Source organism: Streptomyces sp. NPDC058373 (genome assembly GCF_042723275.1).
In the GTDB taxonomy this organism is placed as follows: Bacteria; Actinomycetota; Actinomycetes; order Streptomycetales; family Streptomycetaceae; genus Streptomyces.
The window spans coordinates 1-14442 of the sequence record NZ_JBHXJE010000007.1 but is presented as its reverse complement, the minus strand read 5'-3'; the positions used below and the strand labels follow the sequence as shown (position 1 = coordinate 14442).

11 protein-coding genes are annotated in these 14442 nt (G+C 74.0%); 3 read left to right on the top strand and 8 right to left on the bottom strand.

All coding sequences use genetic code 11. The features are described from left to right. Positions 1-70: 70 nt before the first annotated feature. On the bottom strand, positions 71-1105 hold the full coding sequence (locus ACFWMZ_RS06750) for an LLM class flavin-dependent oxidoreductase (protein WP_383199975.1): 1035 nt from the start codon (positions 1103-1105) through the stop codon (positions 71-73). 348 nt (positions 1106-1453) lie between these two features. Between ACFWMZ_RS06750 and ACFWMZ_RS06745 the strand changes: the two genes are divergently transcribed. Beyond that, complete coding sequence (locus ACFWMZ_RS06745) at positions 1454-1795, top strand: ATP/GTP-binding protein (RefSeq protein ID WP_383183988.1); 342 nt, start codon at positions 1454-1456, stop codon at positions 1793-1795. A 13-nt stretch (positions 1796-1808) separates the two neighbouring features. On the opposite strand, the gene ACFWMZ_RS06740 is transcribed toward ACFWMZ_RS06745, so the two are convergent. From ACFWMZ_RS06740 to mce, 7 genes are all read right to left on the bottom strand, one after another. Beyond that, the gene (locus tag ACFWMZ_RS06740) at positions 1809-2594 is read right to left on the bottom strand and encodes an ABC transporter permease (RefSeq protein WP_383184005.1); all 786 of its coding nucleotides are present in this window, start codon (positions 2592-2594) and stop codon (positions 1809-1811) included. 101 nt (positions 2595-2695) lie between these two features. After that, positions 2696-3835, bottom strand: a complete 1140-nt coding sequence (locus tag ACFWMZ_RS06735) for an ATP-binding cassette domain-containing protein (RefSeq protein WP_383199972.1) — start codon at positions 3833-3835, stop codon at positions 2696-2698. A gap of 308 nt (positions 3836-4143) precedes the next feature. Continuing rightward, positions 4144-4914, bottom strand: coding sequence for an ABC transporter permease (locus tag ACFWMZ_RS06730; RefSeq protein WP_383183990.1), 771 nt, complete (start codon positions 4912-4914; stop codon positions 4144-4146). Between the two features lie 2 nt (positions 4915-4916). Further along, positions 4917-5936, bottom strand: coding sequence for an ATP-binding cassette domain-containing protein (locus ACFWMZ_RS06725; protein WP_383183992.1), 1020 nt, complete (start codon positions 5934-5936; stop codon positions 4917-4919). A 173-nt stretch (positions 5937-6109) separates the two neighbouring features. After that, on the bottom strand, positions 6110-7045 hold the full coding sequence (locus ACFWMZ_RS06720) for a cellulose-binding protein (protein WP_383183994.1): 936 nt from the start codon (positions 7043-7045) through the stop codon (positions 6110-6112). Between the two features lie 248 nt (positions 7046-7293). Continuing rightward, a complete protein-coding gene (gene scy, locus ACFWMZ_RS06715) occupies positions 7294-11157 on the bottom strand; it encodes a polarized growth protein Scy (RefSeq protein WP_383199816.1) in 3864 nt (1287 codons plus the stop codon). A 210-nt stretch (positions 11158-11367) separates the two neighbouring features. Then, positions 11368-11808: a methylmalonyl-CoA epimerase gene (mce, locus tag ACFWMZ_RS06710; RefSeq protein ID WP_383183998.1), complete on the bottom strand. Its 441-nt coding sequence runs from the start codon at positions 11806-11808 to the stop codon at positions 11368-11370. Positions 11809-11951: 143 nt separating this feature from the next. Here mce and ACFWMZ_RS06705 point away from each other — a divergent pair, with 143 nt between their 5' ends. Together ACFWMZ_RS06705 and meaB are read left to right on the top strand one after the other, a co-directional pair. Next, complete coding sequence (locus ACFWMZ_RS06705) at positions 11952-13154, top strand: acetyl-CoA C-acetyltransferase (protein ID WP_383183999.1); 1203 nt, start codon at positions 11952-11954, stop codon at positions 13152-13154. A gap of 93 nt (positions 13155-13247) precedes the next feature. After that, the gene (gene meaB, locus ACFWMZ_RS06700) at positions 13248-14234 is read left to right on the top strand and encodes a methylmalonyl Co-A mutase-associated GTPase MeaB (RefSeq protein ID WP_383184001.1); all 987 of its coding nucleotides are present in this window, start codon (positions 13248-13250) and stop codon (positions 14232-14234) included. Positions 14235-14442: the final 208 nt, after the last annotated feature.

Sequence of the window (14442 nt, the reverse complement as noted above, 5' to 3'; positions counted from 1 at the left end):
GGGGGGGGGGCGGGCCCCCCCCCCCCCCCGGGGGGCGGCGCCCCCCCCGGGGGCCCCCCCCACGGCGCGTTCAGCACAGCAGCGGCAGGACGTCCCGGCCGAGGCGGCGGACGTTCTCCTCGGTCGCGGCGAGGTCGCCCGATCCCTCCACCATCAGTGCGAACCGGCTGATCCCGGTCGCCTCGGCGGTCGCCGCCAGCCGGTCCGCGCAGAGCCTCGGCGGCCCGACCGGATGGATCGAGCAGAGGAACTCGGTGTAGGCCACCGGGTCCCGCATCGCCCGCGCCCGCCCGTCGACCGTGACATGGGCGCCCAGACCCAGTTCGAACCAGCCCGGCATCGCCTTCACCAGCGTCTCGGCGCCCCGCCCCGGCCCGTCCTCGACCTGGGTGACGCCGGCCGAGACGTGCGCCGCCGCGGCGATCTCGTCGCCGTCGCGCCCCGCCTCGCGGGCGTGCCGCCGCCAGAGCGCCACCATCTCGGCCTTCTCGGCGTCCCCGGTGTGCATGCCCAGCAGCATCGGCAGCCCTCGCTCGGCCGCGAGCCGCACGCTCGCCGGCGAGGTGCAGGCGACCACCACCTCGGGCCCGGGCAGGCCGTCCAGCGACTCGTCCGGGCGCGGCACCACCGCCACCTCCCGGAAGGCGTACCGCCCGCCCTCCGCCGACGCGCCCACCCGCGGCTCGCGCAGCCAGCGCAACAGCAGGTCCAGCGCCTCCGGGAACCCCTCCTCGAAGGCGGCCAGCCCGGCGCCGAAGACCTCCAGGTCGATCCAGGGCCCGCCGCGGCCGACGCCGAGGGTGAACCGGCCCTCGGCGGCGAGGTGGAGCAGGGCCGCCTGCTCGCCGAGGGAGACCGGGTGGGTGGTGGGCAGAACGCTGACGGCGGTGCCCACCCGGATGCGCCGGGTCCGGCCCAGCAGCAGTGCGGCCAGGGTGGCGGCCGAGGGACAGGTGCCGTACGGCACGAAGTGGTGCTCGCCCAGCCAGACGGTGTCCAGTCCGGCCTCCTCGGCCACCTCGGCCGAGCGCACCGCCCGGTGCAGGGCCTCACCCTGCCCTTGGCCGGGGAACTGACCACCCAGTACAAAACTTCCCACGTACATGACGAATCCTGCTTCCTTGGTGCCCGACACGGCACTCCCCCTGCCTGGCAATAACGCCTGACACGTGCCAAAGGCACGGTCTGGCAAGAGGATTGGCGGATTATGGGGATTTCCCGGGGGTGCGCGCGGGGCTCGGAGGGGGCGACACGGGGCCTGAAGGGGGCGTGCGGCGCCTCGGCGGGCGCCTGCCGCCAACGGGCGGCGCGTAGGCTGTCGGGGACGCCCTGGAGGTGTCTGGCGCATCCCGCACGGCGCCCGGAGCGCCCGGCACGCACTCTCGCCACCCCGGACACCGCACAGGACGTGCCAGAGATCCCCCTGACCGCCGTACAGATCGTGAGGAGCCCCGTGTCCCCGCGCAAGAACCGCCCCAAGCCCGCCCGCGCCTCCGGACGGGCGGGCGGCGGCGGCGACGAACCGGGCGAGCGGTACGGCTTCCAGTCCGCCGAGAGCTGGCGCGGCGAGGAGTGGTCCGTCCGGCACATCTCCGGCTCGGGTCCCGCCTCGGCGGGCAAGCGGTACCGCTGCCCCGGCTGCGACCAGGAGATCCCCGCCGGGCTGCCGCACGTCGTCGCCTGGCCCGAGCACTCCGGCGTCGACGAGCGCCGCCACTGGCACAAGGCCTGCTGGAACGCGAAGGACCGCCGCACCACGAGGGTGCAGCGGTCCCGGAACGCCCCGCGTTACTAGGCGGTCTCGCGGCTCACACGTCGCGCTTCTCCAGCAGGGCGAAGGCGCCGCCCACCGCCACCACGGTCACTCCCACCAGGACCAGCAGTTGGGGGATGCCGTCGGAGGCGCCGTTGTACATGGGGATGCCGAAGAGCGCCGAGAGCGAGTTCGGGGCGTTGTACTCCAGCATCTTCTCGCCGAGCCCCCGCAGCGACGCGGACATCATCAGGAACGCGGGCATGATCGCCGGGACCAGCACCACGCCGAGCATGGTGGTGATGGCACCCGCCGAGTGCCGCAGCATCGAGCCGAAGGCCAGCCCCAGCACCCCGAGCAGCGACACGTACAGCGCGCCGGTCAGCACCGAGGTGCCCCAGTCCTCCCCGGCGCCGCCGGCCGTCTCGTTCATCGCGGAGGCGGCCAGCCCCACCAGGGTGATCGACACTGCCGAGACCACGAAGGCCAGCGCGAAGAAGACCAGGATCTTCGCCGCCAGCACCCGGTGCCGCTGCGGGGCCGCGGTGAAGGTGGTGCGGATCATCCCCGTGCCGTATTCCGAGGTGACCACCAGCACGCCCAGCGTGATCAGGCAGATCTGCCCCAGCAGCAACCCGAAGAAGGCCGGGATCGTGTACGGCACGTCGGCGTAGTCGGCGCCGGAGGTCTGGTTCGCCACCAGCAGGCCGATGCCGACCACCAGCAGCGCGAAGACACCGAGCGTCCACACCGTCGAGCGGACCGAGCGGATCTTCGTCCACTCCGAGGCCAGCGCGTGTCCCAGGTGGGTGCGGCGCACCGGGATCGGCGAGGTGTACATCGCCCCGGGGAGCGCGCCCGGCTGCGGGGGAGGGGGCGGACCCGGCTGGGCGTACGGCCCCGGGGCCTGCTGCGGCTGGTGCTGCGGCTGGGGGGTCGTCGTCATCGCGGGTCCTCGGTGTCGCTCTTGCTCAGATCGGGGGCGGGGGCGGGGGCGGGGGCCGCGGGCGGCTGCGGGGTGGGCCGGGCGTACGGGTTCTGGTCCGGCTGCGCCTGGCGCGGCGGCGGGGGCGCGTACCAGCCGGGCTGTCCGGAGCCCGGCTGCGGCACCGGCGCCGCACCGCCGACCTGCTCCATCACCTCGTGCAGCCCGGCCCGCTGGTCGTCGGTCGAGCGGTAGTCCACGGCGCCCTGCGTCATCCGCATGTACGCCTCCTCCAGCGACGCCTGGTGCGGCGAGAGCTCCCAGAGCCGCACCCCGGCGCCGTGCGCCACGTCGCTGATCCGGGGCAGCGGCAGCCCCGCCACCCGCAGCGCGCCGTCCGGCTCCGGCAGCACCTGGCCGCCCTCCTGCGCCAGCGCCGCCGACAGCTTCTCGCGGGCGGCGGGCTCGGTGTCCGGCACCCGGACCCGCGCGAACCCGGCCGAGTTGGCGGCGATGAAGTCCCGCACGCTCATGTCGGCCATCAACTGGCCCCGGCCGATCACGATCAGGTGCTCGGCGGTCAGCGCCATCTCGCTCATCAGGTGCGAGGAGACGAAGACCGTGCGGCCCTCGGCGGCCAGCGACTTCATGAGGTTGCGGACCCAGAGGATGCCCTCCGGGTCGAGGCCGTTGACCGGCTCGTCGAAGAGCAGCACCTGCGGGTCGCCGAGGAGCGCCGCGGCGATGCCCAGCCGCTGCCCCATACCGAGCGAGAACCCCTTCGAGCGGCGCCGCGCCACGTCCTGGAGCCCCACCACGCCCAGCACCTCGTCCACCCGGCGGGCCGGGATGCCGGAGAGCTGCGCCAGGCAGAGCAGGTGGTTGCGGGCCGAGCGGCCGCCGTGCACCGCCTTGGCGTCGAGCAGCGCGCCGACCTGGCGCGGGGCGTTCGGGACTCGCCGGTAGGGGTGGCCGCCGATGGTCACGTGGCCGCCCGAGGGCTGGTCCAGGCCGACGATCATGCGCATCGTCGTGGACTTGCCGGAGCCGTTCGGGCCCAGGAAGCCGGTCACCGTGCCCGGCTTCACCTGGAAGGACAGGTCGTACACGGCTGTCTTGGCGCCGTAGCGCTTCGTCAGGCCGAAAGCCTCGATCATGTACTCCGCACCCATCGACAGATTGGCTTGCCGGGGTGACGTCCCCGTCTGGGTTAGGAGGATAGTCACCGCCGTACGGTTCCGGCCAAGTGGAACTTGCTCTGCCGGGGCGTGAGGGGGCCTCACGTGCCGGCTGGGCTCTGGTGGGCGCGGTCGGTCCCCGACCTGGCGGTCACAGGTGGCCTCAAGCGCCGGCCGGGCTGGATTCTCGCTGAGGCCCTGTGCGGCCGGCGGGGAAAACAGCCCGGCCGGCCTTTGAGGCCACTCAGCCGGGCCGGCGTCTGAGGCCAGTCGGGGGCCGGGGCGGGTCAGGCGTCGCGGTGGCGGAGGAGGGCGTAGCCGGCGGCCAGGGCGGCGATCACCCAGAGGGCCATGATGCCGAGCCCGCCCCACGGGCCGTAGGGGGCGTCGTCGTTCAGCGGGGCCACCACCTGCATGATCTTGGAACCGGCCTGGTCGGGCAGGAACCGGCCGACCTTCTCGGTCGCGGGGACGGCTCCGAGGATGGAGGAGACCAGGAAGAAGAAGGGCACCAGGATGCCCAGCGAGAGCATCGGCGAGCGCAGCATCGCCGCCACGCCCATGGAGAAGACGGCCATCAGCGTCATGTAGAGGGCGGCCCCGACCACCGCCCGCAACACCCCCGGATCGCCGATCGACGCCTTCAGGCTCCCGAGCATCGCCTGCCCGAGGAAGAAGGCGGCGAAGGTCGTCACCAGGCTCACCACCAGCGCCAGCACCGTCGCCACCAGGACCTTGCTGAAGAAGAAGGTGCCCCGCTGCGGCACCGCCGCCAGCGACATCCGGATCATGCCGGTGCTGTACTCGTTGGACACCACCAGCACCCCGAAGACCACCATGGCCAGCTGACCCAGGCTCAGCCCGGCGAAGCTGATGAAGGTCGGGTCGAAGGTCAGCTGGTCGCGGGGCGGGAGGTTGTCGTACTCGCTCCTGGTGAGGGCGCTGATCAGCGCGCCCAGCGCGATCGTCACCACCGCCGCCAGCCCCAGCGTCCACACCGTCGACTGCACCGAGCGGATCTTCGTCCACTCCGAACGCACCACCTGTGTCACGGCCATCGTCAGCTCCTCCTCCGCCGCTGCTCCGGACCGCCCCAGCCGGCGCCCCACTGGCCCCCGCCCTCACCCGCGGGCCCGCCCCCGGGCTCCGGGCCCCCGCGTACCGCGCCCGGGTCCCCGTCGTGCGCGTGGTACTCCACCGACTCCGCCGTCAGCTGCATGAACGCCTCCTCCAGCGAGGCCTGCTGCGGACTCAGCTCGTGCAGCACCAGCCGCTCCCGGGCCGCCAGCTCGCCCAGCTCGGCCGCCGGCACCCCGTCCACCTCGACCACGCCGTCCGGCCCCTCGACCGCCGCGCACCCCGCCGCGTGCAGGGCGTCCAGCAGCCGCTCCCGCTCGGGGGAGCGCATCCGGACGTAACTGCGTGAGTTCTCCCGGATGAACCCGGCCATCGAGGTGTCCGCCATCAGACGGCCCTGGCCGATCACCACCAGGTGGTCGGCGGTCAAGGCCATCTCGCTCATCAGGTGCGAGGAGACGAAGACGGTCCGGCCCTGGTGGGCGAGGGACTTCATCAGGTTCCGGATCCAGTGGATGCCCTCGGGGTCCAGCCCGTTCACCGGCTCGTCGAACATCAGGATGCGCGGATCGCCGAGCAGCGCCCCCGCGATGCCCAGCCGCTGCCCCATGCCCAGCGAGAACCCCTTGGCGCGCTTGCGGGCCACCGGGGTCAGCCCCACCGTGTCCAGCACCTCGCTGACCCGGGAGGCGGGGATGCCGTTGGACTGCGCGAGGCACAGCAGGTGGTTGTAGGCCGTGCGGCCGCCGTGCATCGCCTTGGCGTCGAGGAGCGCCCCGATCTGCCGCAGCGGGTCGCGCAGCTCGGCGTAGTGCCGCCCGTCGATCCGCACGTCGCCCGCCGACGGTCTGTCCAGCCCGAGGATCATCCGCATCGTGGTGGACTTCCCCGCGCCGTTCGGCCCGAGGAACCCCGTCACGATGCCCGGGCGCACCGTGAACGTCAGATTGTTGACGGCGACCCTCTCGCCGTACCGCTTCGTCAGCCCCGACAGCTCGATCATGTGTCGAGGCTACGGGCGGCCCGCGCCGTCCGCCCGTGGGCTTCGCCCGGTTGCCGCAACCGGAGGCGCACCCTCCGCGCCGGGCCCGGGCAGCGCGAAGCCCCCGCCCCGGACGAACCAGGACGGGGGCCAGACCCGCGCGACACCGGGCGAGACCGGCGCCGGCGCTCGGGTCAGCGGGACTGCTGGGCCGGGACGCCGCGCGTGGCGGAGTCGTCCTCGGCCGGGGCGCCCGCGGCGGCGACGGCGGCACCCGTGAGGGTGGCCAGCATCTCGCGGACGTTGGTGAGCTGGGCGTTGATCGAGTCGCGGCGGTTGGTGAGCGCCGCCAGCTCGCGCTCCGACTCGCTGCGGATCCGGTCGGCCTTGGCGTTGGCGTCGGCGACGATGTCCTCCGCCTGACGCTGCGCCGTCTCCACCGTCTGGCGGGCGCGGCGCTCCGCGTCCGTCCGCAGCTTCTCGGCCTCCAGGCGCAGCTGCTCCGCCCGGTGCTCGATCTCCGCCAGGCGCTTCTCCGCCTTCGCCTGACGCGAGGCCAGGTCCCGCTCGGACTGCTCGCGCCGCTTGGCGAGGTTGGTCTCGAAGTCCGCGGCGGCCTGGGCGGCCTTGGCGCGGGTCTCCTCGAAGAGGGCGTCGGCCTCCTCGCGCTTCGACTGGGCGTCCTTCTGGGCCTCGGCGCGCAGCGCGTTGGCCTCGCCCTTGGCCTTCTCGACGATCCGGACGCCCTCGTCGTCCGCCTTCGCCTTCCGCTCGGTCGCGAACGACTCGGCGTCGTTGCGCACCTGCTGCGCGGCGGACTCCGCCAGCTCGCGGTGCTGCTCGGCGGCGCGGCGGGCCTCCTCGCGCAGGTCCTTCGCCTCCTCCTCGGCGAGGCGGAGGATCTTCTCTACCCGGGCGCCCAGACCGGCGTACGACGGCTCGGCGTCGGCCACCTGGGCCTGCGCGTTCTGCGTTTCGAGGTGCAGCTCCTCGATGCGCTTTTCCAGAGCGGTGATGCGGGTGAGGGCGCTGTCACGGTCGGAGACGAGCTTGGAGATGCGTTCGTCCACCTGAGCGCGGTCGTACCCACGCCGCACGAGCTCGAAGCCATAGGGGGAAGTGTCGCTCATGGGGTTCCTGTCGAATGGGACCGGTGAGGTGATAGAGGGAATCCTAGGGGCCAAAGCGGCGTGTCATCGAGCAGATGCCCGTTTGATCTGGAGAATGACACCCCTTTTGGGTGGCTAACGGCAGGAGCCCTTGCCAGAACAGGCCCATTACCGCACCTCCCGCGCCGCTGCGTACGTCGTCCCCGCCCCCTCGACCGGGGACGGCCCCCTGAACCGCTCCGACCGGGCCGCCAGCCCCCGACAGCCCGTCAGCTCTCGCTCTGCTTGCCACCCGAACGGGAACTCCCCGCCGCGGCCCCCGCCTTGACGCCCGTACCGGAACCACCTGGAGCCGTCTTGCCGGACGGCGTGGACTCGAAGCCCTCCAGCGCCTCCAGTACGTCCTGGACCCGGGAGATCTCCTGGTTGATGTCGGCCCGGCGGCGCACCAGCACCTCCAGCTCGCGCCGGCCCTCGGAGACGACCCGCTCGGCCTCCTCCTCGGCCTCCCGCTTGACCTGCTCCGCCTCGCGGATCAGCTCGGCCTTCTTCTGCTCGGCCTCCTTGAGCAGCCCCTCGGCCTTGCGCACGGCGGCGATCCGCACCTTGCCGGCCTCCGAATTGGCGTCCGCCAGCAGCTCCTTGGCGCTCGCCCGGGCCTTCGCCTCCTGCTCCTCGGCCGCCTTGACCAGCGCGTCGCACCGCTCACCGGCGTTGCGCATCGTCTCCGACGACTCCCGGCGCGCCCGGTCGTGCAACTCCTCGATCTCCGCGGTGACCCGCTCACGCAGCTCCTCGGCGCGCTCCCGGATCGCCGTCGCGTCCCGGCGGGCGCCCACCAGCAGCTCGTCGGCGTCGGCACGGGACCGCTCCACCAGGCCGTTGCCCTCCACAGTGGCCTCGGCGACCAGCCGCTCGGCCTCCGCGCGGGCCGCGCCCACCATCGAGTCGGCCCGCGACTCGGCCTCCGTCGTCGCCTTCAGCGCGGCCTGCTGCGCCTCGGCGGTCACCTTCTCCGCCTCCGCAGCCGTCTCGCTCAGCAGCCGGTCGACCTGCTCGGCCGCCTCCGAGCGCCGCTTGTTGGCGTCGGCCCGCGCCTCGTCCCTCGTCCGCTCCGCCTCCGCCCGCGCCTGCGAGGTCAGCTCGTCGGCCGCGGCCAGCGCCTGCGACTCGACCCGCTCCGCCTGCTCGCGCACCTGCTCGGCGTGGTCCTCCGCCGCCGCCACCGCACGCGCCGCCTCGGCCCGCAGCCGCTCCGCCTCCTCGGCCGCCTCGGTCACCGTCCGCTCGGCCTCGGCCCGCGCCTCCGCCCGGACCCGCTCCGCCTCCTCGGTGGAACGCGCCGCCAGCGACTCGGCCTCCTTGGCCGCCTCCGAGACCAGCCGGTCGGCCTGCTCGGCCGCCTCGCCGCGCATCCGGTTGGCGTCCTGGCGGGCCTCGGCCCGCGCCTTGGAGGCGTCCGACTCGGCCGACGCCAGCGCGTCCGACGCCTCGGACCGCATCCGCTGCGCGTAACTCCCGGCGTCGCTCCGCAGCTTCTCCGACTCGGCCGTCGCCTCCGCGACCGCCGACTCGGCCAGCCCGCGCGCCGTCTCCAGCTCCTCCTGCGCCTCCGCGCGCAGCCGCGCCGCGTCCTCGGAGGCCCGCTCCCGCTCCGCGTACGCGTCGGAACGGACCCGGTCCGCCTCCTCCTGCGCCTCGGTACGGGTCCGCTCGGCGGCGTGCTCCGCCGCCGACCGCAGTCCCGCGATCTCCTCCTGCGCCTGCTCCTGGAGCCCCGCCACCGAGTCCCGCACCTGCTGCGCGGTCGCCTCGGCGGCCGACACCAGCTCGGTGGCGCGCCGGTCCGCCTCCTCGACCAGCCGCGCCGCCTCGGCCTCGGCCTCCTCGACGCGTTTACGGGCCGAGGCCAGCAGCTCCTCGGACTGCTCCCGCGCCCGCTCCCGCTCCTGCCCGGCCTCGGTCCGCGCCGACTCCAGCGCCTCCTCGGCCGAACGCCGCCTGCGGTCCGCCTCCTCCTGGGCCCGCTCCAGCGCCTCGGCGGCCTCCGCCTCGGTACGCTCCGCCGCCGTCGCGGCCTCCGCGCGCAGCCGGTCGGCGGCCTCCTGGGCCTCCGTCTTCAGCCGCTCGGCCTCCTCGGCCGCCTCGGCGCGCAGCCGCACCGCGACCGCCTCGCCCTCCGCCCGCGACGCCGCCGCCTCCTCGGCCGCGCGCGCCGTCAGCGCCTCGGCCTCCTCGGCTGCCTGGTCCCGTACGGACCGGGCGCGTTCGGCCGCCTCGCTGCGGGTGCGCTCCGCCTCCTCGGCGGCCTCCTTGCGCAGCCGGCCCGCCTCGGCGCGCGCCTCGGTCAGCGCCTCCTCGGCCGAGGCCACCCGCTGCTCGGCCTCCTCGCGGAGCCGCACCAGCTCGGCGTCGGCCTCCTCGCGGCGGGCCCGCACCGTCTCCTCGGTCTCCTCGCGCAGCTCCCGCGCGGCCTGCTCGGCCTCCTCGCGGGTCCGCGCGGCGGCCTCATCGGCCTCCTCGCCCAGCTTGGCGGCCTCGGTCCGGGCCCGCTCCAGCGCGTCGTCGGCCTGCTTGCGCAGCGCCGCCGCACGCTCCGCCGACTCCGCCCGGGTCCGCTCACCGTCCGCCTCGCCCGCCTCACGGGCCTCCGCGGCGTCCTTGCGGGCTTTGGTCAGCAGCTCCTCGGCGGTGGTGGCCGACTCCTCGATCTGCTGGACGGCCTCGCGGCGCGCCTCCGACCGGATCCGCTCGCCCTCCGCGACCGCCTCGGCGCGCAGCTGCTCGGCCTCGCCGCGCAGCCGCCGGGCCTCCTCCTGGAGCTCGACGGTCTTGGCGCGGTACTCCTTGGTGTCGTCCTTCGCGGCGCCCTTCAGCTCCTCCGCGAGGTCGTGCGCCTCGGCCCGCAACCGGTCCGCCTCGGCCTCCGCCTCCGAACGCAGCCGCTCGGCCTCCTCGGCCGCCGACCGCCGGGTCTCCTCCGCGTCCTTCGACGCCTTCCGGAGCACCTCCTCGGCGGTCCTGGCCGCCTTCGCCAGAGCCGCCGCCGAGTCCTCGGCCGCCGCCGCACGGGCCTTCTCGGCCGCCTCGGCACGCGCCTTCTCGGCCTCCACGACGGCCCGCTCGCGCAACTCCTCGGCCTCCGTGCGGACCGCCGCGGCCTCCTTGGTGGCCTCCTCGACCAGCCGGGCCACCTGCTCCCGCGCCGTCTTCGTCCGCTGCTCGCCCGCGGCCTCGGCGGCCGCCATCCGCTTGGCCGCCGCGGCCTCCGCCTCGGCCACGAGCTTCTCGGAGCGCGAGGTCGCCTCGCGCAGCGCCGCGTCCGCCTCCGACATCCGCTGCTCGGCGGCCCGGGTCAGCTCGGCCGACCTGCGGTGCGCCTGGTCGGACTCCGAGGCGGTCGACGTCCTCAGCTGCTCGGCGTGGTCGGTGGCCTCCTGGGCCTGCTGGGAGGCGGCGTTCAGCATCCGCTCCGCGTCGGCGCGGGCCCGGCGCAGCAGCGCCTCCGCCTCCGAGCGGGCGTTCTCCGTCTCCTCGCCGAGCCGGCGGCGGGCCTCCTCGGTGAGCCGCTGCGCCTCGTCGCGAGCGGCCGCCAGCGACTGCTCGGCCTGCGCGCGGGACTCGTCCAGCAGCCGCTGGGCCTGCGACTCGGAGCGGGCCCGAAGCTGCTCGGCCCAGGCGACGTTCTCGTTGACGTGCGACTCGACGGTGGCGCGGCGCTCGGCCAGCTCCTGGTCGAGCTGCTGGCGGCGGTTGACCGCCTCGGTGTGCAGCTCCGCCTGGAGGCGGGCCTGCTGCTCGGCGTGCTCCTGGAGGATGCGCTGGGTCTGCGCCCGGACCTCGCGCAGCTCCCGCTCGGCGTCGCTGCGCATCTGGTCGGCCTGGAGCTGGGCGTTCCGCAGCATCTGCTCGGCCTGGTAGCCGAGGTCCGCGGTGTCGTAGGAGTGGGGACGCGTCGCCAGCGCCCGTCGGGCCTCGTGCAGCTTGGCACGCAGGACCTCGACCTGGTAGCCGAGGTCCTCGGCGTGCTGAACGGCCTTCTCCCGGTCGGTCTTCAGCCGGTCCATCTCGGCTTCGAACCGAGAGAGGTGGTCGTCAGCTCGGTGGCGCTCCTGGCCTTCGTAGCCCCGCACTGCGCGGTCCCATCCGTCCCCTGGTCGCGAAAACTCCGAACAACCCCCTCCGCAGGGCGGACGAGGCTCCCGGGGGAAATGGTGTCAGACCGCCCGCGGGCCCGGACTGCCGCCCGGCGCTGCCGCTCTGAAACCCGGACCCCGGCCCGGCGGCCGCCCGCGTGAGAGCGACGGCCGCCCCCCAACCCTACCGGCCAATCAGGTGTCCGATCAGTGCTCCGCCGACTCCTCGGGTGCGGAGGTGACGAGTTCGGTCAGCACACCGTGGCAGTCCTTGGGGTGGAGGAAGGTGATCCGGGACCCCATGGAACCCTTCCGGGGCTCGTCGTAGAGGACCCGGACGCCCTTGTCGCGGATGTCCGCGGCGTCCTGGTCGACGTCGGCGGTGCCGAAGGCGATGTGGTGCACGCCCTCGCCGTTCTTGGCCAGCCATTTGCCGACCGCCGAGTCCTGGCGGGTCGGCTCCAGGAGCTGGAGGTAGGAGGCGCCTCCGTCCGAGGTCTCGTTGATCTTCAGCATCGCCTCCCGCACCCCCTGTTCCTCGTTGACCTCGGTGTGGAACACCTCGAAGCCGTAGGTGGAGCGGTAGAACTCGACGGTGGTGTCGAGGTCGTGGCAGGCGATTCCGATGTGGTCGATACGCGTCAGCATGGAGCCAGTGCAGCGCGCCCGGCCTGGTTACGCAACGTGCGCGCGATCACACCGACAGCCCGGTGACCCCGCGGCGTACCGCTCAGTACATTGACGTAAACCCTCGTTCACTCCGCACCATTGATGCAAAGGGGCCCACGGCCATGACTGGAACCCAGAGCACCACCTCCGTGATCGTCGCCGGCGCGCGTACGCCCATGGGGCGGCTCCTCGGCTCGCTCAAGTCCTTCTCCGGCGCCGACCTCGGCTCCTTCGCCATCAAGGCCGCCCTGGACCGGGCCGGGATCGGCGGCGACCAGGTCCAGTACGTGATCATGGGCCAGGTGCTGACGGCCGGCGCGGGCCAGATCCCCGCCCGCCAGGCCGCCGTCAAGGCCGGCATCCCCATGAACGTCCCCGCCCTCACCATCAACAAGGTCTGCCTCTCGGGCCTGGACGCCATCGCCCTGGCCGACCAGCTGATCCGCGCCGGTGAGTTCGACGTGGTCGTCGCCGGCGGCCAGGAGTCCATGACCAACGCCCCGCACCTGCTGCCCAAGTCGCGCGAGGGCTACAAGTACGGCGCCGTCGAGGTGCTCGACTCGATGGCGCACGACGGGCTCACCGACTCCTTCGAGAACATCGCGATGGGCGAGTCCACCGAGAAGCACAACACCCGCCTCGGCATCGCCCGCCCCCAGCAGGACGAGATCGCCGCCCTCTCCCACCAGCGCGCCGCCGCCGCCCAGAAGAACGGCATCTTCGAGGCCGAGATCACCCCCGTGGAGATCCCGCAGCGCAAGGGCGAGGCGGTCGTCTTCGCCAAGGACGAGGGCATCCGCCCGGAGACCACGGCGGAGTCGCTCGGCAAGCTCCGTCCCGCCTTCGCCAAGGACGGCACCATCACCGCCGGCTCCTCCTCGCAGATCTCCGACGGCGCCGCCGCCGTCGTCGTGATGAGCAAGGCCAAGGCGGAGGAGCTGGGCCTGGAGTGGATCGCCGAGATCGGCGCCCACGGCAACGTCTCCGGCCCCGACAACTCCCTCCAGTCGCAGCCGTCCAACGCCATCGCGCACGCCTTGAAGAAGGACGGCCTGACCGTCGAGGACCTCGACGTCATCGAGATCAACGAGGCCTTCGCCGCCGTCGCCGTCCAGTCCATGAAGGAGCTCGGCGTCACCTCCGACAAGGTCAACGTCAACGGCGGCGCCATCGCGCTCGGCCACCCGATCGGCATGTCCGGCGCCCGCCTCGTCCTCCACCTGGCCCTGGAGCTCAAGCGGCGCGGCGGCGGCACCGGCGCGGCCGCCCTCTGCGGCGGCGGCGGCCAGGGCGACGCCCTGATCGTCCGCGTCCCCAGGAGCTGAACCGCGGCGCGGCCCGGCCCTCCCGCGCAGGGGGCCGGGCCGCGCCTTGGATGGGATCCGATCCTCGTACGTCGTCAGGTGAACGGAGCAGCCATGCAGGACGTCCCCGCCCTCGTCGCCCAGGCCAGAGAGGGCAGGCCGCGTGCCGTGGCCCGGCTGATCTCGCTGGTCGAGGGGGCCTCGCCGCAGCTGCGGGACGTCATGGCCGCGCTCGCCCCGCTCACCGGCAACGCCTACGTCGTCGGCCTCACCGGCTCGCCCGGCGTCGGCAAGTCGACCACCACCTCGGCTCTGGTCAGCGCCTACCGGGCGGCGGGCAAGCGGGTCGCGGTGCTCGCCGTCGACCCGTCCTCGCCGTTCTCCGGGGGCGCCCTGCTGGGCGACCGGATCCGGATGTCGGACCACGCCTCCGATCCCGGGGTCTACATCCGCTCCATGGCCACCCGCGGCCACCTGGGCGGGCTCGCCTGGGCCGCGCCCCAGGCGATCCGCGTCCTGGACGCGGCCGGGTTCGACCTGGTCCTCGTCGAGACCGTCGGGGTCGGGCAGTCCGAGGTGGAGATCGCCGCGCAGGCCGACACCAGTGTGGTGCTGCTCGCCCCCGGCATGGGGGACGGCATCCAGGCCGCCAAGGCCGGGATCCTGGAGATCGGCGACCTGTACGTCGTCAACAAGGCCGACCGCGACGGCGCCGACGCCACGGCCCGGGAGCTCAACCACATGCTCGGCCTCGGGGAGGCCCGGGGGGCCGGGGAGTGGCGGCCACCGATCGTCAAGACCGTGGCGGCCAAGGGGGTGGGCGTCGACGACCTGGTCGACGCCCTGGGGAAGCATCGGGGCTGGATGGAGGGGCGGGGTGTGCTCGGCGAGCGGCGGGTCGCCCGCGCCGCCCGGGAGATCGAGACCATCGCGGTGACCGCTCTCCGTTCCCGCATCGCGGATCTGGCCGGGGATGCCCGTGTTGCGGCGCTGGCCGCGCAGGTCGTGGGTGGGGATCTTTCGCCGTATGCGGCGGCGGACACCTTGCTCGACGCGATTGCGCCGGGGGCGCCCGGGGCCGACTCCGGCCCGGCCGACTAGGGCCCTGCCGACTCGGGTCCGGCCGACTCGGGTCCGGCCGACTAGGGCCCGGCCGACTCCGGCGCGGCTGGCCCTGGCCCTGGCAAACTCCAGCCCGGCCGGCGTTTGAGGCCGGTTCTTTGACCGGTGCGGTCGAAGCGGAGCTCAGCCACCTCGCAGCCCGGCCGGCGCTTGAGGCCGTCTCTGACCGTTCCGGTCGAGGATTGGC